The organism is Roseivirga seohaensis (genome assembly GCF_001592945.1).
Taxonomy (GTDB): domain Bacteria; phylum Bacteroidota; class Bacteroidia; order Cytophagales; family Cyclobacteriaceae; genus Roseivirga; species Roseivirga seohaensis.
Window position 1 is genome coordinate 470,336 of record NZ_LRPB01000048.1, and the last position, 18,455, is coordinate 488,790.

Annotated in this window: 19 protein-coding genes; 11 read left to right on the forward strand and 8 right to left on the reverse strand. The window is 38.2% G+C overall.

Going from position 1 to position 18,455, the window contains the following annotated elements; genetic code table 11:
* Nucleotides 1-13: 13 nt before the first annotated feature.
* The 4 genes from AWW67_RS16610 to AWW67_RS16625 all read right to left on the reverse strand — a co-directional run bounded on the left by AWW67_RS16610 (nucleotide 14) and on the right by AWW67_RS16625 (nucleotide 2,753).
* Nucleotides 14-529 carry a DUF4252 domain-containing protein gene (locus AWW67_RS16610; RefSeq protein ID WP_062303092.1) on the reverse strand — a complete coding sequence of 172 codons (516 nt, stop codon included), beginning with the start codon at nucleotides 527-529 and terminating at the stop codon, nucleotides 14-16.
* A gap of 19 nt (nucleotides 530-548) precedes the next feature.
* A complete protein-coding gene (locus AWW67_RS16615; RefSeq protein WP_062303094.1) occupies nucleotides 549-1,100 on the reverse strand; it encodes a PG0215 family putative anti-sigma factor in 552 nt (183 codons plus the stop codon).
* Nucleotides 1,090-1,602 carry a GFO_1088 family ECF-type sigma factor gene (locus tag AWW67_RS16620; protein ID WP_053223062.1) on the reverse strand — a complete coding sequence of 171 codons (513 nt, stop codon included), beginning with the start codon at nucleotides 1,600-1,602 and terminating at the stop codon, nucleotides 1,090-1,092. Before AWW67_RS16620 ends, AWW67_RS16615 begins: the two co-directional genes overlap by 11 nt.
* A 128-nt stretch (nucleotides 1,603-1,730) precedes the next feature.
* Nucleotides 1,731-2,753, reverse strand: a complete 1,023-nt coding sequence (locus tag AWW67_RS16625) for a tetratricopeptide repeat protein (protein ID WP_176700067.1) — start codon at nucleotides 2,751-2,753, stop codon at nucleotides 1,731-1,733.
* Between the two features lie 74 nt (nucleotides 2,754-2,827).
* On the opposite strand from AWW67_RS16625, the gene AWW67_RS16630 reads away from it, so the two are divergent.
* The 4 genes from AWW67_RS16630 to AWW67_RS16645 all read left to right on the forward strand — a co-directional run bounded on the left by AWW67_RS16630 (nucleotide 2,828) and on the right by AWW67_RS16645 (nucleotide 4,332).
* Complete coding sequence (locus tag AWW67_RS16630) at nucleotides 2,828-3,193, forward strand: diacylglycerol kinase family protein (RefSeq protein ID WP_062303097.1); 366 nt, start codon at nucleotides 2,828-2,830, stop codon at nucleotides 3,191-3,193.
* A 3-nt stretch (nucleotides 3,194-3,196) separates the two neighbouring features.
* On the forward strand, nucleotides 3,197-3,619 hold the full coding sequence (locus tag AWW67_RS16635) for a DUF1801 domain-containing protein (protein WP_062303098.1): 423 nt from the start codon (nucleotides 3,197-3,199) through the stop codon (nucleotides 3,617-3,619).
* Nucleotides 3,612-3,887, forward strand: a complete 276-nt coding sequence (locus AWW67_RS16640; protein ID WP_053223058.1) for a hypothetical protein — start codon at nucleotides 3,612-3,614, stop codon at nucleotides 3,885-3,887. The genes AWW67_RS16635 and AWW67_RS16640 overlap by 8 nt, the downstream gene beginning before the upstream one ends.
* A 94-nt stretch (nucleotides 3,888-3,981) precedes the next feature.
* Nucleotides 3,982-4,332: a hypothetical protein gene (locus AWW67_RS16645; RefSeq protein WP_062303100.1), complete on the forward strand. Its 351-nt coding sequence runs from the start codon at nucleotides 3,982-3,984 to the stop codon at nucleotides 4,330-4,332.
* A gap of 2 nt (nucleotides 4,333-4,334) precedes the next feature.
* Here the strand turns inward: AWW67_RS16645 and AWW67_RS16650 are convergent, their stop codons facing one another.
* The 4 genes from AWW67_RS16650 to AWW67_RS16665 form a co-directional block, all read right to left on the reverse strand.
* The gene (locus AWW67_RS16650; protein WP_062303101.1) at nucleotides 4,335-5,654 is read right to left on the reverse strand and encodes an ABC1 kinase family protein; all 1,320 of its coding nucleotides are present in this window, start codon (nucleotides 5,652-5,654) and stop codon (nucleotides 4,335-4,337) included.
* 53 nt (nucleotides 5,655-5,707) lie between these two features.
* A complete protein-coding gene (locus tag AWW67_RS16655) occupies nucleotides 5,708-6,376 on the reverse strand; it encodes a TetR/AcrR family transcriptional regulator (protein ID WP_053223055.1) in 669 nt (222 codons plus the stop codon).
* 76 nt (nucleotides 6,377-6,452) lie between these two features.
* Nucleotides 6,453-7,148, reverse strand: coding sequence for a LytR/AlgR family response regulator transcription factor (locus AWW67_RS16660; RefSeq protein ID WP_062303103.1), 696 nt, complete (start codon nucleotides 7,146-7,148; stop codon nucleotides 6,453-6,455).
* The gene (locus AWW67_RS16665) at nucleotides 7,141-8,211 is read right to left on the reverse strand and encodes a sensor histidine kinase (protein ID WP_062303104.1); all 1,071 of its coding nucleotides are present in this window, start codon (nucleotides 8,209-8,211) and stop codon (nucleotides 7,141-7,143) included. The genes AWW67_RS16660 and AWW67_RS16665 overlap by 8 nt, the downstream gene beginning before the upstream one ends.
* Nucleotides 8,212-8,388: 177 nt before the next feature.
* Here AWW67_RS16665 and AWW67_RS16670 point away from each other — a divergent pair, with 177 nt between their 5' ends.
* The 7 genes from AWW67_RS16670 to AWW67_RS16705 all read left to right on the forward strand — a co-directional run bounded on the left by AWW67_RS16670 (nucleotide 8,389) and on the right by AWW67_RS16705 (nucleotide 18,447).
* The gene (locus AWW67_RS16670; RefSeq protein WP_062303106.1) at nucleotides 8,389-9,306 is read left to right on the forward strand and encodes an ABC transporter ATP-binding protein; all 918 of its coding nucleotides are present in this window, start codon (nucleotides 8,389-8,391) and stop codon (nucleotides 9,304-9,306) included.
* Nucleotides 9,303-10,082 (forward strand): ABC transporter permease, encoded by a 780-nt coding sequence (locus AWW67_RS16675; RefSeq protein ID WP_062303107.1) that lies wholly within the window; start codon nucleotides 9,303-9,305, stop codon nucleotides 10,080-10,082. Before AWW67_RS16670 ends, AWW67_RS16675 begins: the two co-directional genes overlap by 4 nt.
* Nucleotides 10,083-10,111: 29 nt before the next feature.
* On the forward strand, nucleotides 10,112-11,578 hold the full coding sequence (locus AWW67_RS16680) for a serine hydrolase domain-containing protein (RefSeq protein ID WP_062303109.1): 1,467 nt from the start codon (nucleotides 10,112-10,114) through the stop codon (nucleotides 11,576-11,578).
* A gap of 13 nt (nucleotides 11,579-11,591) precedes the next feature.
* Nucleotides 11,592-12,206 (forward strand): DoxX family protein, encoded by a 615-nt coding sequence (locus AWW67_RS16685; protein ID WP_176700068.1) that lies wholly within the window; start codon nucleotides 11,592-11,594, stop codon nucleotides 12,204-12,206.
* Nucleotides 12,207-12,352: 146 nt separating this feature from the next.
* Entirely contained in the window at nucleotides 12,353-13,048 is a 696-nt protein-coding gene (locus tag AWW67_RS16690; protein WP_062303112.1) for a nitroreductase family protein, read from the forward strand.
* The gene (locus tag AWW67_RS16695) at nucleotides 13,041-14,384 is read left to right on the forward strand and encodes a D-alanyl-D-alanine carboxypeptidase/D-alanyl-D-alanine-endopeptidase (protein ID WP_071387162.1); all 1,344 of its coding nucleotides are present in this window, start codon (nucleotides 13,041-13,043) and stop codon (nucleotides 14,382-14,384) included. Before AWW67_RS16690 ends, AWW67_RS16695 begins: the two co-directional genes overlap by 8 nt.
* Nucleotides 14,385-15,156: 772 nt before the next feature.
* Nucleotides 15,157-18,447, forward strand: a complete 3,291-nt coding sequence (locus AWW67_RS16705; RefSeq protein ID WP_082794075.1) for a SusC/RagA family TonB-linked outer membrane protein — start codon at nucleotides 15,157-15,159, stop codon at nucleotides 18,445-18,447.
* Nucleotides 18,448-18,455: the final 8 nt, after the last annotated feature.

The following is an 18,455-nucleotide window of genomic DNA, read 5'->3' on the forward strand; positions in this document are numbered from 1 at the left end:
AAGGATAAGGGGCTTATTTACCCCCTAAGTGTTTGAACTCGTCCATCCCAAGGCTTTTTGACAGTTTATATAGTTGGTTGATGTCGATACCGTCACCAACAATGCTAACCATTCCAAATTCTTTGGTTCCGCCCATTACCATAAAGAGTTCGTCAATTCTATTGCCTTTCTCTTTGATGTAGAATTTGATGTCTTTGTCTTCATCTCTTACCGACATTAACTCTTCAAAATCTTTGCCTTTGATAGCACTCATTGCCTCTTTATACATGGTTGCTCCATCTACATCCTTTTGAGCAAAAAGCACTCTTACTCCTTTAATTTTACCTAAAGACTCGACCAAAGCCCTATCTTCATCATCTTCTACCTGAATAGAATTGATCATGGCAAACATTTTACCACTTATAGATACCGCACTAAATTTTTCAGTATCCTTTTCATATTTCGCGAAATACTTTGAAATCGCATCATTTTGAGCTTGTACTCCAAAGGCCATAACGGCCATTACCATAATCATTACTAACTTTTTCATTGTGTTCTATTTTAAGTTTTTAAAATTCGCTTTCTAAAATATTCATTTCACTAATTGGCTCCATTCCTCTGGCGGCATCTCCCATATACTTAAGACTTTCCATTCCTGCATCCATTTTGCTCATGCTACCAAGTTTATCAAGATTACTTGAGCCTGAATTCATATAGTTTGAAACCATTACGAGCTGCTTTTTAAGTTCTTGAAGCGCCAATTCAGGGGAGTCAAAAGTATCTTCTTGCTCATATGTTTTTTGCTGTTGCATAAAGAAGTACGAACTTGTAATTAATACCAGCATTGCTGCTGCCACTCCGGCATACCTTTTAAAATAGCCCGATATGTTTATTACTTTCGTTTCAGGTTCTGCCTCAATCATGGCTAAAACTTCCTGATCGAAATCATCACCCAAACTAAGCTCTTGCTCCGACTGAAAGTACCCAAATAAGGCCTTCAGTTCTTCCATCTCTTCTGAATTGTCGGCATTGGCCACCAATCCCTTCAATTCTTTTTCTTCTTGAATACTTGACTCTGAAGCCCAGTATTTTTCTAACAATTGCTCTATTCTAGAGTCCATAAGCATTTTCTTTAATAAGGCTTTCTTTCAATTTTCTGCGTGCTCTAAACAAATTCGTTTTCACCAAATTGATGTCAATCTCCAGCATATCTGCTATTTCCTTATAGCTATAGCCTTCAATATCTCTTAACTGCATCACCTCTCGTTGTCGACTAGGAAGTGCATCAATTAAAAATTGAATGCGGTTCATAATTTCGTTTCGTTCGGTAAGTACAACTGGCGTGTCCTTTTCTTTTCTAGTGTCAAATTCCACTTCAAAAAGATCCGTTTTCTTAACATGTTTAGACCGTAGCTTATCTAGGGCCTTGTTTCTGGTTACTTGCATACACCAAGCTTCCAGGTTATTAATGTGTTTTACTTCATCCCTTTTTTCCCACACCTTAATCATACATTCTTGCACCACATCTTTGGCCAATTCTTCATCTTTTACAATGTTGAAGGCAAAGCGGTAAAGTTTGTTCTTTAAAGGCAGAACGTCCGTTTTGAACTGTGCTACATCCATAATCAAAGGGTAGACGGCATGTTGTTAAGACTTGTTAACATTAGTATTGAAAATTATTTCAAGAAACAAAAAAACCACCTTTCAGATATAAAAGGCGGCAGGTACTTTCGAGGAAAAGGTCTTATTCTTTACTTACAATACTTTTTTATAAGCATCTCTTTTTCTGAAGATTCTGACAACGAAAATTTAGCGCAGGCTTCATCCATTCTATCTAATTCAACCAATACTAAACCCCAATAATGATTAAGTAATGGAATGGAGTCATCATACTGCGCGGCTAGTTCTATATTTCTTAAAGCTGCATCGAAGCTCTTATTGTCATAGTAGAAAATAGCCTTATTTCGGTAAGCCCAAGGGTTACTAGGGTCAAGTTTGATCCCCATATTTATATCTGCTTCGGCTTTTTCTAGCTCGCCTAAATTTAAGTATATAAAACCTCTGTTATTACTGAAGTAGCCATTTCTGCTATCTATCTCTATGGCTTGATTTACTTGCTTCAAAGCTTCCTGGAAATCGCCTTCTTGCGTAGCAATTAAGGCCAAAGTATTATAAATATTAGCTTCGGTTGCATCAATGCTTATTGCTTTCTGAAGTAATTCACGAGCTTTTTCATATCTATTGGACATATAATATGCATTGGCTTGGTTTACCACAGCTTCTACATTGTCAGGATCCTTCTGGTAAGCCATATCAAATTTAGAAATGGCCTCATCATAGCGCTTAAGGTCGGTTAATGCCAAACCTTGATAGAGGTAAGTATAGGCGCTGTCGGGGTAAACAGTAGCCAAGTATTCCGCATCTTCCAAAGCCCGTTGGTAGCTGCCTGAAACCAAATTCACTTCGAATCTATTTTTATATGCATCGGTATACGTTGGATCTATTTGCACTATCGCGAAAGTGTAATCATTGAGGGCTTCTGCGTAATGGCCACTTTTATAAAGTGCTACACCTCTATTATTATAAGCCTCTTTAAACTGTGGGTCTTTGCCAATGGCCTCAGTATATAATCTAATGGCTTCTTTATAGTTTAAATTGGCCAATTCATTATTCCCCATCAATAAAAATCTTCCAGCTTTTGCCTTGTCATTATCGCAGCTCAAGGTGGTGCAGAAGAGTATAAGGATTAGGTAGAAATATTTAGTTTTTTGCATAACACCCAAAATTAGTCCTCGTGCTTTTACGAACCTACTTTTCATTGCGTTATAAATCTTCTTACTTTTAACGGATGTCTGAAAAATTCTCAGTTTTAGCACGTTTAAAAAGCTTCAATTTTGCTTTCAAAGGGCTTTGGCATGTAGTTCGGCACGAACATAACTTCAGAGTTCATTTGTTCGCAGCAATGTTGGTTATTGCTTTGAGCGCTTACGTAAACTTGACTATGAATGAGTGGTTGTGGGTGATTTCAGCAATCGCAATGGTTTTGGTGGCCGAACTTTTTAACTCATCTATCGAAAAGCTAGTTGACTTGGTTTCGCCAGCATTTAACCCCAAGGCAGGAATTGTAAAGGACATTGCCGCTGCGGCTGTTCTGATTACAGCTGTTGCCGCTGCAATTATAGGCATACTTATTTTTTACCCATATTTTTTTTAACTCATGACAAAAGCACAAAACAAGACTACCGAAACTAATGCAAGTGTTTCCGATTTTTTAAACAGTATAGCAGAGGAAAAGAAAAAGAACGATTGCGTTCTGATTAACACCCTAATGGAAGAGATTACTGGAGAAGCTCCAAAAATGTGGGGACCTTCCATTGTTGGTTTTGGTACTTATCATTACAAATATGACAGCGGAAGAGAAGGTGATTTTCTGAAAATCGGATTTTCTCCAAGGGTTCAAAATCTTACGCTATATATAATGCCCGGTTTTGAAAAATATGAAGATTATATGGCAAGGCTGGGCAAATACAAAACGGGAAAATCATGTCTATACATTAAGAAAATTGAAGATGTGGATATTGAAATATTGAAGCTCTTAATTAAGGATTCCTACGAATACATGACTAACAAATATGGATGATAGAAGAACGCGTTCCGAGCGCTTTGGGATAAAATGGAGATGGTTATTTCTAGTGGGTGGAATAATCTATTTGGCTAATGGAATCAGCACTATAATTAAACCTAAAGAAATATACAGCTATTTAGGCTTTGATTTTAACCGCTGGCTTTACATTGCGCTTCACCTGTTTGTGGCTTTTCTTCTGCTACTATTATTTATTAAAAACCAGAAGTTGCTAAGACAACAAATTAAGGATGAAGTTATGAGGCAGCACAATGAGGAACATTAGTCGAAAATTACTTTCTAGGTGATTCACCTATTTTGAACAAATTCAAGAAAACAAAGTGGGGTATTCACTATCAAATTGGTAGTAGTTGAAGTCAATGAAATACACTTTTACCTCACTACTTCTATTGGGAGTTTTGTTCACCGGATGCAACTCTCATGATGATCTAAGTCGTTCTGAAAATATTCAGAATGAAGACAGCATGATTCATAGAAACATGCACAAAGAAGCGTCTGAATTACTTAAGGACATGAGTTCAATTATCCAATCTGGCCTCTTCAAATTCGAGATTTATAACATAGAAGGAGTATTGATTGAAGTATTAAACAACACATCAGATATTTCAAGTGGTTTTATCAAGAAGTTTGACCCATGCCATATGAGCATCAAACCAGTTAAAGTAGAAGGAAAATTCATAATCGAAACATCAACCACCTCAGAACTATAATACTAAACAGCCACTTTTATGGCCCATTCTGGCTTGGTGGTTTTTACTTTCGCTTTCAATTCATTCAGAATATTATAGAGACCAAAATAAGTACGGTTAATATACAGTCCATCTCTTGCTCCCCTAGCCCTTTCACTTTCTCTGAACTTAGGTGACTGAGAAATCACTTCTCCCATCTCGTAGATTTTCCTGAAATAACTATCATCACCAAAATCGAATTCATCTTGATGAAATGGCTGCCCCAAAATTCCCATCATATCTTTGATAACAGCGGAAAAATAGGCTTTATCGTCTGCTTTGTCATCGGGATAAATAAACTGTAGTTGAGTAAAAAGTTCTTCCAACTCTTTATCTTCATGAAGAATATCCTTTCTGATTAGCTTGAAATATGGATCATAAAACTCATTGGGAATTACCTTAACACAGCCAAAATCGATTACTCCCAAAACGGCATCATCGCTAATAATAAAATTACCAGGGTGTGGGTCGGCATGTACTTGCCTTAAAGTATGGATTTGGAAATCGTAAAAATCCCAAAGCGCCTGCCCTACCTTGTTTCGGTCGGCTTGCGATGGATTCGACTTTATAAACTCCTTAAGCACTTTGCCATCCATCCAGTCCATGGTAATGATGCGCTCATCAGATAGCTTAGGGTAATACTTCGGAAACCGGATGTTCTCAATATGAGTACAGGCTTCTGAGATTTCAACCGACCGCTGCACTTCTAACAAATAATCGGTTTCTTCAATCAGCTTTGTTTCTACCTCTTCCATATAATGGTCGAGATCCTTTTCATTTAAATTCATTAACCGAACCGCAAACGGACGCACCAATTTAAGGTCGGAACGAACACTGGATGCTACTCCAGGGTATTGAATTTTAACAGCATACTCTTTCCCATCCAAGGTAGCTTTGTGCACCTGCCCAATAGAGGCTGCATTTACTGCATTTTTAGTGAAGGTCTCAAAAATTTGAGTGGGCGACTTTTTAAAATATTGTTGAAAGGTTTTTACCACCAAAGGGTAAGACAATGGAGGGGCACTGTATTGTGCCATAGAGAATTTATCTTGGTAAGCTGTTGGAAGCATGTTTTTATCCATGCTCATCATTTGAGCCACCTTTAATGCACTACCCTTTAACTCGCTCAAAGAATTATAAATATCCCGAGCATTGTCTTCGTGCAGTTGATCTTTTGAAAGAGACGGATTCATTACTTTTTTGGCGTAATGTTTCATGTAATTACCTCCCACTTTGGCGCCTGTAGTTACAAACTTAGCCGCCCTCTGCACTTTTCCTGTAGGTATTTTTGATTGTTCTTTCATCTTATATATTACAACCTTCCTAAGATTTAAAACCCTTGGAGGGTCAGTTTCATTTATCTATTCTGAAAAAGGAATTTCCCGAAATCAATCATGGCATCCAATGGCCCTCTCCCCATTAAATCAAAGGATAAATTGACAGCTTTTTCAATGGCTTCATCCGTTTTCTCAAATGCTTTGGAGTCATCTTTCATCCAGAAATTGAATACGAATAAAAACTGAAGCCAAATTCCTTCATCGTACTTATCGCCAATGTAAGGTCTGTTTTGCACCTCTTCGGTTTCTTTAGCTTCGGTCAAAACTTCATTCACAAAATCCTTAAAATCTTTTCTGAATTCTTTAAGGTGTGCAGGAGTAAACTCTGGCTTGATTGTTTTCTTAACAGTGAGAAGAATGAAACTTCGGTTACTTTTCAGCACTTCTATGAAGGTGAAATAAAAGGCCAAAAGTTTTTCTCGAGCCGAATATTCCGCATAAACCTCTTCGGCTTTAATTGCCGTAATGGTTTCTTGGAGCCAATCGCGCCAAAGCTCTTTTTCTAGGGTATCAAAAGAATTGAAGTTTTCGTAAAAAGCCTCTTCCTTAATCTTCAGTTCTTTCACAAACTTAAAGATAGAAGCAGGTCTGTTTCCGTGTTCAAGAATATGCTCAATGTAGGCCTTCTTGAGTTTTTCTGAATCGTTTACCTTCGCTTTAGAAGATTTACTTGTAGTCTTCTTTTCCATGATTCGATTAACCTAAGTTGTAAGCAAAAGGTTATTGTAGAAGGGTATTATTTTCAAAAAAACATTCATTCAAATCCTAAACTGTTCTACGCTGAATTTCGCTCAAAAAATCCTCCTTATATGACTCTCCTATTGGAATCCATTGTTCCTTAATTTTCACTTTGCTCTTTTCAATAATATCGATGGCGTCAATCGCAATCACAAAGGATTTGTGTACGCGTGAAAATCGGTTTGAAGGCAAAGTGGGCAAGAGTTTAGAGAAGCTTTGCAGAATCATAATCTTCTCGTTCGGGGTAACTATGCGCAAATAATCTTTCATGCCTTCTATGTATAAAATATCGGACAGGCGTATTTTCTTTGTTTTGTATTCTGTCTTCACAAATACATAATCATTCGCTTCCTTTTCTAATGGCTCTTGCGATCCTTTGATACGCTGAACAGACTTAAGAAAACGTTCAAACGAAATTGGTTTGAGTAGGTAATCTTTCGCATCTAGTTCAAAACCCTCTACCGCATAATGGTTATAGGCCGTAGTAAAAATCACATCACATTTCTTACCTATCAATTGAGCCACTTGTATGCCTGACAAATCGGGCATTTGAATATCTAAAAAAAGTAAATCAATAGCACTGTTATTAATATGTTCAATGGCCTCTATGCCTTTATCAAAGCTTCCGACAAAACTTAACCACGGCACTTTACCAATATACTCTTCCAAAATTTCTATGGCCAACGGTTCGTCATCGACAATCAGGCACCTAATTTTATCCATGATTTCTAATGGTTAGTTTTATGTTGAAATGCAATTCAGTTTGCTCTACTTCTAAGTCGAAGTCTGAAGGATAAATAAGCTCTAATCTACGTCTAATATTCCCCAGCCCTATTCCGCCTACACTGTCTTTTTGTGGAGGATCATTCCTTCCTACAATTCCATTATTTACCTCATACACCAAATCGTCTTTAACTCTCAATTGAATTTGAATGGCATCAGGGCGATTAAGTTGGGCACCATGCTTAAAAGCGTTTTCAACAAAAGGAAACAAGATCAGTGGTGCAATATGCTTTTCAGAAACATCACCTTCTACCTTAAAACTCACTATACCCTTGGCTTTAAACCTAAGTTCTTGAAGGTCGATAAAGCTTTGGAGGTATTGAAGTTCTTTCTTCAAGGGCACCAAATCAGTATTCGAATCATAAATCATATAGCGCATCAATTCCGAAAGTTTCATAATAGCCTCTGGTGCTCCATCTGCCTTTTTATAGGCCAACGTGTGAATATTATTGAGCGTATTGAAAAGGAAATGAGGGTTAATTTGTGACTTAAGGAAAGCCAGTTCACTGGTGAGGTTTTGATTTTCAAGCTCTCTTCTGATTCGTAAATTCTTAAACCAGTCGAAAGTAAACTTGCCAATGCCTGCCATCATTACTACAAATAAACAGGACAACACCCGCACCCCATAGGCTGTCCAAAAGCGTGATTTTGCTAAAGCCGCTATGGGCGTAATATCTGTAGGAAAGAAATGTGTTAAAGCCGAATTCATTAAAAACACCAAAAATGGGTATACGGCAAGCATCAATAATATCAGACCAAAAAACCGACCTGCTTTTCGATTCATTAGCAATTTGGGTATGCTAATGCTATAGAGGTAGTAGAATACACTCATATCGACAATAGCCACTGAAATAAAGTACCAAACACTAAATTCAGTACTAAAACGGCTACTCAAAAAAGTCAGTTTGATAAAGGAAAAGTAAAGTCCCCAAGCAATAACATGCAGAACGACTATTACCAAGTCTTCCTGATGTTGCTCAAGCCAAGTCTTAAAATTCTTCATTCCCTTAGAGGACGACTGAAATGAAGAAAGGTCTCAAAACCCGATAGCTAATTAAAACACATGATTTTGGTAGAGCATTAGCTCCTATTGATCTAGATAGTTAGTCGATTGGTATAATTAAAAACTGTTAGGAAGTCAAAACCAATTCCCCATCGTCTTTCCCCTAAATACTAAAAAATGCCAAAGTCAATTATTCAAACCAACAATTTAACCTTCAATTTCGGCAGCTTTAAAGCATTAGATCAAGTAAATCTAAATGTACCCGAAGGTAGCATTTATGGTTTCTTAGGGCCAAATGGAGCAGGTAAAACCACTACCATTAGAATTCTACTCGATCTTTTTCATTCCAAACCGGGACAAGTAAAATTATTCGGCCAAGAACTTCTTGCCAACAAGGTAGAACTCCTAGGCAAGGTAGGTGCACTGATTGAAAACCCTTCTATCTATAAACACCTTACTGGTCGACAAAACCTTGAAGTGGTCAGGCGCATGATTGGCGCTCCAAAGTCTAGAATTGACGAAGTGCTAAAAATCGTTCGGCTGACGGATAACGCAAATAAAAAAGCGAAGAACTATTCTTTGGGAATGTGCCAAAGGCTCGGGCTTGCTTCTGCCCTACTCAGCGACCCTGATCTGCTCATCTTAGACGAGCCCACAAACGGACTTGACCCGAGTGGTATTATCGAAATGCGCGAATTGATTATTCGCTTGAATAAAGAACACGGTAAAACAATTTTCCTATCGAGCCATATTCTTACTGAAATCGAAAAAATGGCCACCGATGTAGCCATTATAGACCAGGGCAAAATCATGTATGAAGGCAAGCTCGATGGGCTTCATAACAACGACTCTAGTCAGTTTTTAGAAATTAAGCTCGACAACTCTCAAAAGGCAATCGAAATAATCAAAGAGTTGAATTACACCATCTCTGAGCATGACAGTAAAACGATAACTTTGCCTATAATGGACAAAACTGATATTTCAAAAATCAACAAAGCTTTGGTGCAAAACGATATTGAAGTCTATCAGCTTAAATCTACTGAGGAAACCCTCGAAGCCATCTTCCTAAACCTTACCAAAAAATTAGACCAATGAATATAGCAATACAACTCAAAAGAGGGATTTCAGCAGAAATATTTAAGTACAAAAAGACCTTTACCCTCTGGCTGCTCATTTTAGCACCCGCTTTTGTGCCCGTTATTAACTTTATTATTTTCTGGCGAAAAGGCCCCCAAATTATTAATGAAGGAATGGACGCTTGGTCAACATTACTTGGGTATAGCATTGACCCCGCTAATTTTCTCTTCCCATTTTTTGTAATGATGGTTGCCCTTTTGGTGAACAATATTGAGTACAGTTCGAATACTTGGAAATTGATATATGCGCAACCACTATCACGTTTGGCGCTCTACCTATCAAAAATGAAGGTATTCATTGTCATGATCTTTATCAGCCTAATGCTTTTTGGCACCTTTACAATTCTTGTCGGTTTGTCCATGCGCATTGTACAGCCGGGTTTAGGTTTCGAAGAAAGTTTCAGTTTCGGTTTTGAATATGCGCTAATGGTTAAAATTTTCTTAGCCACTTTAGGCATGGCCTCAATCCAATTCTTTATTAGCCAACAATCCAAAAATCTGATTTTACCGCTGGGTATTGGTATTGCCGGGCTCATCTCCTTTATGATTGTTGTCAGAGGCTGGGAATACGCTCCATACCATCCATATGGCTATTCCATCCTCGCCACGGGTGGGGTAAGGCAAGAGGGCTATCAAATCTGGGCCGATATGACTTCTGTGTATAAGAGCTTAATCGTTGCGGTCGTAATGTTTACCATCGCAGGAGTGACTCAACTCAGAAAACGAATTATTTAAACAAAGGAAGTCTTCCAAATTCAACACCTATGAAAGCATTCAAAACTTCAGGCATGTTAATGATAGTAATGCTGGCCTTAGCATATAACTTCAGCTTTGCTCAGTCTAAATTCTCAAAAGAAACCCAGCAAAAGATTGAAGCTGTAGAAAGCAATTTAGCCGCAAGTACAATGACCAAAGAGCAACCTACTTGGACATTGCAGGAGCGAATGGAAACCTACAATGTACAAGGACTGAGCATAGCTGTTATTGATGGAGGTGAAATTCAGTGGACCAAAGGTTACGGCTTCGCAGATGTGGCCTCGAAAACAAAAGTAGAATCAAATACCTTGTTTCAAGCGGCATCTATAAGCAAGTCACTTAATGCTATGGCCCTACTCAATCTAGCACAGGATCAAAAAATCAACCTTGATGCAGACATTAATGATTATTTAAGCACTTGGAAATTCCCATATGAAGCTGGTGGCAAACCTATTTCCACAGCCCATCTGCTTAGCCATACAGCAGGTCTTAACGTACATGGCTTTCCGGGTTATACATTTGAAGAACCTAAACCTTCGGTAATTCAAATATTGAATGGAGAAAGCCCTTCGAATACCGAAGCCATTAAATCCCTTTTTGAGCCCGGCATTCGGTACCAATATTCAGGAGGAGGAACCTTGATAAGCCAACTAATACTTGAAGATGTCACCCATAAAAAATACAGCGATTTTTTAAGGGAAAAAGTGCTGAGTCCTCTGCAAATGAACAATAGCTTTTTTGGAGCCGGTGACCCGAAGAAAGGATCCATGTTTGCAACGGCTTACGAAGAAGATGGAACGGAAGTAGAAGGCAAATTCCATATCTACCCCGAATTAGCCGCAGCAGGTTTGTGGACTACTCCCACTGACCTTGCTAAATTCATTATAGAAATGCAGCTTTCAGCCAAAAACCAATCGAATAAGGTGCTTAACCAAGATTTTACTAAGCTAATGCTTAGCCCTTTCATTGAGTCCAGCGATATCAGCATGGGCACTTTCATCGAAAAGCATGGAGAAGAATTATACTTTACACATTCCGGAGCAAACTGGGGTTTCAACTGTATTTACATCGGTGGAATTGAAAATGACAAAGGGGTGGTAATTATGACTAATTCAGACAACCCTCAAATACTTTATGAAATCGTGACGAGTGTGGCCACGGTTTATGGTTGGGAAGGTTATGACTTACCCGAAATCAAAGACCTTTATCCTGTTAGTGATGACCAGTTAAACGAGTATGTAGGCGAGTATTACATCAATGAGCAAATAAAGATCAATATCGCCACTGGTGATAAAGTTTTAATGCTCACGCTTCCGGGAAGACCAGCCTTTGAAATATACCCTGAATCAAAAGATAAGTTTTTTCCCATTGCATTACCTGGTCAAGTAGAATTTGTAAGGAATGATAAAAATGAAATTATCAAGCTTATAGTACACGCCAATGGGAATTCTACTGGCGCAAATAAAACCAAGTAATAAATTCACTCATATGAAAAAGATACTTTGGATTCCGTATCCCACGGTTATACTACTCATTAGGGTATTCTTGGGCTTAATCTTCTTTGGTGCCGGAATGAGCAAGTTGTATTTCGAACATAAATTCCCAGGCATTATTGGGCCTGTTTGGCTCGAAGATGAATTAGCTCCTTATGGACTTGGACTCTATGCTAGGTTCATCGCTATTTCACAAATCATTGTCGGTTTGTTATTACTTACTCAGCGATTTGCTACACTAGGTGCCGTTTTGCTTTTCCCTGTATTGCTCAATATTCTGATGGTGACGATCTCTCTAGACTGGAAAGGCACACCTTATGTGAATGGATTCTTCTTGATCTTAAATACTTGGCTTTTACTTTACGACTGGCCCAAACTGAAATTCATCTTTTCAGACCATACGGAATCGGTTAAACACATTCCCCTTAAACGGACTTCTAGAAAAGCTGACAGAGGATGGGTAGTGCTGTGTATTGTTATCTTACTCACAATTCCCATTTCGTATTTAAACCTTACACTAGCTTGGGTAATTTGTGCAGGAGCTATTTTGGGTTTAATAGCGAACCAAATGATTGCCAGAAAACAAAAAAGTAATTTAAAGAAACATTGACGATTTTCAATCGTCTTAAAGGCAACCCTCGAGTAGGGTTATTTTACATCCAAATCGTGCCCTGGCTGATTATCAGTCGGGGTTTTTTTATTTTATTTTTCAGCTTCTAGGTTCTTTCTTATCTTGTGGGTCATTTAATTAAAACAATGAGCGCACAACAAGACATTAAGGTCATAGAAAATCACGAATTCATCAAGTATTCGCATATACACTATTCTCTGGAAGAAATGAAAGCCCGTAGTGCGAAATTCTACGACTGGATGGAAACGCGAAGGTCTGTGCGTGATTTTTCTGACAAGCCTGTTCCTAAGGAAGTTATTGAGAATGTAATCATGTCGGCTTCTACAGCCCCCTCAGGTGCGCATAAACAACCATGGACGTTTTGTGTAGTGAGCAACCCTGAAATTAAAAAGCAGATTCGCGAAGCCGCAGAAAAAGAAGAATACGAAAGCTACACCAAACGCATGAGCGAAGAGTGGCTGGATGACCTAAAACCAATGGGCACAAACTGGGAAAAGCCTTTTCTGGAAACAGCGCCTTATTTAATCATTGTTTTCAAACGCCCATTTGAATTTGATGCTGAAGGAAAAAAGCATCAGAACTATTATGTGGCAGAATCGGTAGGCTTGGCAGCAGGCTTTTTAATTACCGCTATTCACGATGCTGGCTTAGTTACTTTAACGCACACCCCCAGCCCAATGAATTTTTTAGCGAAAATTTTAAACCGACCAGAAAACGAAAGAGCATTTTTACTTTTACCAGTGGGGTATGAAGCCGAAGAAGTATACGTACCCAATAACAGAAGAAAGTCGCTAGATGAAGTGGCCGTCTTTTATGAGTAAAAAACTACTCATATTATTGATATGCTCTATAATTAGCATTCAAGGCTTACATGCTCAGAGATATTCTAAGAAGAAAATTCTTAAAGACTTAAAAGACTTACCCGGTTTTGAGCAAGCCTTTGTTGGATTTAAATTGGTTGATTCAAAAAATGGAAAAACCATTGCAAGTCAGTTCGAGGATAAATACATGACTCCCGCTTCGAACACGAAACTTTTCACCTTATATGCTGGCATCCATTTTCTTGGGAATAATATTCCAGCCCTACAGTATATCATTAAAGATGACTCATTGATTTTTTGGGGAACAGGCAATCCGCTCTTCCTTCACCCTGAATATAATGACACCACCGCATTTCATTTTCTAAAGTCAAGAACGGAGAAGCTCTACTATTGGCCGCGCCCAATGGAAGATGATAGGTTTGGCCCGGGATGGGGCTGGGATGACTACAATGGCTATTATTCAGCCGAAAAATCTGTTTTTCCGATTTATGGAAATAGTGTTACAGCATACCTTAATAAGGAGAAGAAAACAATTGACGTATCACCATCTTATTTCAAACCTAATTTTAAACTTAAGAAAGACTCTCTTATTCGCCTGAGAAGTTACACACAAAGAGAAGAGTTTGAAAACCAATACGAATATGCCTTCCCCAGCAATCACGACTTTGATATCGTAGACTATTCAGCAGTCGATACTTTAACTAGGCCATTTCATTATTCAACCGATTTATTTAACGCATTACTTTCCGATACTCTCAAAAGAGAAATCACTCTAGTTGAAAAGCCAAAAAACTTTAGGTTAGCTCAAACCTTATATACCTCTCTTTCAGACACTCTATATAAGCACATGCTTCAGGAAAGCGACAACCTGTTTGCAGAGCAGATACTATTAATGGCTAGTGGGCTGGAAAGCGATACACTAAGTACCGAGGCTATCATTCAAAAAACGAAAACATCTTTGTTTAGAAATCAACCAGATGAATTGGTTTGGGAAGATGGATCTGGGTTATCGCGTTACAATATGTTCACCCCAAGAACCATTACCAACTTGCTCTCAAAACTTCATAAAGAACTTGGCGAGGAGAGGCTGTTTGAGCTACTTCCAGCAGGAGGTATTTCTGGAACCCTGAAAGATTGGTATGCCGGAGAGACCGAGCCCTATATTTATGCCAAATCTGGCTCGTTGCGGAACAACTATGCAATAAGCGGTTACCTTAAAACTAGAAAGGGTAAAATATTAATATTTAGCTTTATTGTTAACCATTACGGACATTCCTCCGATCAGGTTAAAGAAAGTATAGAGGCATTATTGTCTAAAATAAGGACTACCTATTAAAAAGGATTTTTATAAAGCACTAAACTGAGGGGATAGTGCGTAACCGAAGTTTTGCAAAACCTACCCTTAGTCACTTTAAAAACGCAACATAGAGGCAAATATGTGTTTTTCAGCCATATAACAACATATATCACTGCTCATCAAAAACAAAAGCTGTAAATACTCTTTTATCGCCACAAGCGATGTAGTTTAAATTATTATTATTATTTTGGTATCCTTAATCAGAATCCATATCCTAGATACGACTCTGAGGAACTACTAAAACTACTAGACTTAATGGACTACAGGCGGGAAATCAATTCCAACTTTCTACTTATTTTTTTGTACGAAAAAACAAATCGAGTAACCATTTAATGATGGAAAAACGACTTGTTAATATTACTAAAGTAGGCTTAGTTACTGCGGCTATATTCTTTCATAAGAAACAAACCGAGTCTGACACCTTCTATATCATTTCTAGCAGCAAACTAAGTCACAGAGGCTTTATAAAGAGCCATTCAATTCTTTACAATATTTATTCGAGCTCAAGCAAGTCATACGCCTTCTTCAGGAATGCTATTTCAAAGATCTTCTCTAACATCAATGAAACTTTTTTTGATTTTACTACAGGTTTCATTAGTGCTAGACCTATTACTAAAGCAAATAATTACATAACTAACTTAACAATTAAAATGCCTATGACAGAACCTATTACTACAACTCCCATGACGCGCTATTGCAGTAGAGCGCCATGGTCTTACAAACTATGTTTAACTAAAACACAACTTTATCTATGAAAAAGAAATGTATAAACGCCCTCTATCGAGGTGCTAAGTACTCTCTATTTGGCATTGTGATACAGACATTCGTAATGTCTTCTATGTTTGCAAATGGAGTTTTAAACGAAGACGTTAATGGTAAAACCATTGAGTCTGTAAATGTACAAGACAGAACTATTACTGGTAAAGTAACTAGTGCTGAGGATGGGCTTCCATTAATAAGCTTATCTGTTTACATCAAAGGTACAACTAGTGGTGTTGTTACTGAAAGTGATGGAACTTATAGCATAACTGTTCCACAGTCTGCTACTACTCTTGTTTTTAGATACTTAGGTTTTATTACCCAAGAAGTTCAAATCAACGGTAGAAATAACATCAATGTAGTTATGCAACCTGAGGTAGTGGATTTCGGTGAAGTTATTGTAACTGCCTTGAACATTCCTAGAGATGCAAAAACACTACCTTACACTGCACAACAGGTAAATGCTAAAGATTTGAACATGGCTCAGCAGCAAAACGTAACAAACGCGCTTGCTGGTAAAGTAGCAGGGGTTCAAATCAGAACAGAGTCTGGTGCTAGACTTGGTTCTAACGCTTCTGTTAGAATTAGAGGTAACATCAGTTTAACATCTGATGGTGGTGCTCTTTGGGTTGTTGATGGTACTCCAGGTATTAACCCAAGTAGTATTAACATGGATGACGTTGAGAGTGTTAACATTTTGAAAGGACCAAACGCAACTGCCCTTTACGGACAAAGAGCTGCGGATGGTGTTGTAATGATTACAACAAAACGTGCTGCTAAAGGCGACATGGCTGTTGATTTCACTACAGGTATCACTTTCGAAGAAGTAGGACGTCAGCCTAAATACCAAAACGTATATGGTGGTGGTGGTTCTGCTAACTGGATCACTTACAACTGGAACCCTAATCACCCTGCTGAATGGCAAGTATTTGATGGTAAAAAATACCACGATTATACTGATGATGCTAGCTGGGGCCCTAAAATGGATGGTTCTGAGTACATTCCTTGGTATGCTTGGTACCCTGGTTCTAAGTATTCTTTCAAGACTGCTACTTTTGATCCACAACCAAACAACATTAGAGACTACTGGGAAACTGGTAAAACTTTAAGAAACAACATCAGTTTCTCAAAAGGTGGTGAAGGTTACTCTGTTAGAGTTTCTTACACTAATGAGCAACAAACTGGTTTGATTCCTAACTCTGAGTTAAAGAAAAACTATATCTCAGCTAAATTAGATTTCGATGTTTCTGAGCGTTTCTCTATCAGAACAAACGTAAACTACCAAGATCAAGAAGTTCAAGGTGATTTCAACGATGGTTACTCAAACAATGCAACTGGTAACTTCAACTCATGGTTCCATAGAAACTTGGATATGGACATTTTGAGAGAGTTATCTCAGTTCAAAACTCCTACTGGCAATATCGCTTCTTGGAACCACAGTAACGTATCGGCTACCACAAACTTCTCTACTACAAACTTCAACAGAGGTAACTACTGGTATAACCCATACACTTATTTTGAGTTATTGGATAATAGATCAAATACTAACAGAGTATTCGGAGATATCTCTTTAACTTATAAGTTAAACGACAAATTTTCAATCACTGGTACCGCTAGAAGATATGAAGTATTTGGACGTGGAGAAACTAGACTTCCTGCTTTATTAGCTAATTCTGGTGCTCAAACTGGTTACTTCAACTCTTACTCTACTAACCAGTCTCGTTATACTGAAGATAACTTCGAATTCTTAGCTACTTACTCTGAAACTTTCGGTGACCTTTCTGTTGACTTCAACCTTGGAGGAAACCTTAGAAACAACTTAAGTACTAGTATCAATGGTGCTACTTCTGGAGGTATGGTTGTACCTGATCTTTGGTCATTAGCTAACACTGTAAACCCTAGAGTAACAGGACATGGTTATTCTTTACAAAAAACTAGAAGTGCATTTGCAAGAACTACTTTAGGTTATAAAGAATTCTTATTCTTAGAAGCTACGCTTAGAAATGACTTGAGCTCTAGCTTACCAAAAGGTAAAAATGGTTATATCTACCCTTCAGTAGGTGGATCTTTTGTATTCTCTGAATTCACAGAAGACTTACTTCCTGCTTTAAGTTATGGTAAAATCAGAGCTGGTTATGCGGAGTCTGGTAGTGACCTTGGAGCCTATACAACAGAAGCATACTACGGAATCGGTGCTAACCAATTCAGTGGCAACCTATTAATGTCAGTTCCAAGCCGTCTAGTAGATCCAAACCTTTCTCCAGTAACTAACTCTTCTGTAGAATTTGGTACAGACCTTAAATTCTTTGAAAGAAGAGCTGGTATTAGCTTTACTTACTATAATGAGAAACACAGAGATGATATCCTTTCTGCGCAAATCGCTACAGGTTCAGGTTATAGCTCTATTCTTCAAAATGCTGGTTCAACAAAAAGATCTGGTATTGAGTTAGTGCTTTCTGGTACTCCAGTTCGTTCTGGTGACTTCCAGTGGGACTTAACTGTTAACTGGGCTAAGAACAAGTCTGAAATCGTAAGCATTGCTGATAACTTAGAAAGTTTAATCTATAGCTCTGGCTCATTCGGATTTGCAAGAACTGTACACCAAGAAGGAAAAGAGTGGGGTCAATTAAGAGGAACTGCCATTGCAAGAAATGCAGAAGGTCTTCCTATTCTAGATGCCAACGGTCTTTTCACTCCTGAGCAAAACGTATACTTCGGTTCTGTATTACCAGATTTCAACGGTGGTATTATCTCTACTTTAACTTGGAAAGACTTGACATTGAACATGTCATTTGACTACCAAAAAGGTGGTAAATTCTTCTCTCTATCAGAGCACTGGGGTAACTACTCAGGTCTTTTAGATGAGACTGCAGCCATCAACGAAAATGGTAAAAACGTAAGAGATGCTGTTGCTGATGGCGGTGGTATCCGTATGGTAGGTGTTGACGCTAATGGTAACCCAGTTGACACATACGTTTCTGCTTTCGCTTATTTCCATCAGTTCTATGGTAAAAATAGAATGGCCGAAACTATGATTTATGACGCTACTTACCTTAAAATGCGTGAGCTTTCTGTGAACTACAGAGTTCCAGTAACCAAAGTATTTGGTAACTCTCCATTCAACAGCATCAACGTGTCGTTCATTGCTAGAAACCCATGGTTAATTGCAACTGCGAAAGGTCAAGACAACTGGGATCCTTCTGATCAGTCTGCCTCTTACGGTGAAAACGGACAGCTTCCTAGTACTAGAAGCTACGGTTTGAGCGTTAAATTTGGATTTTAAAACTTATT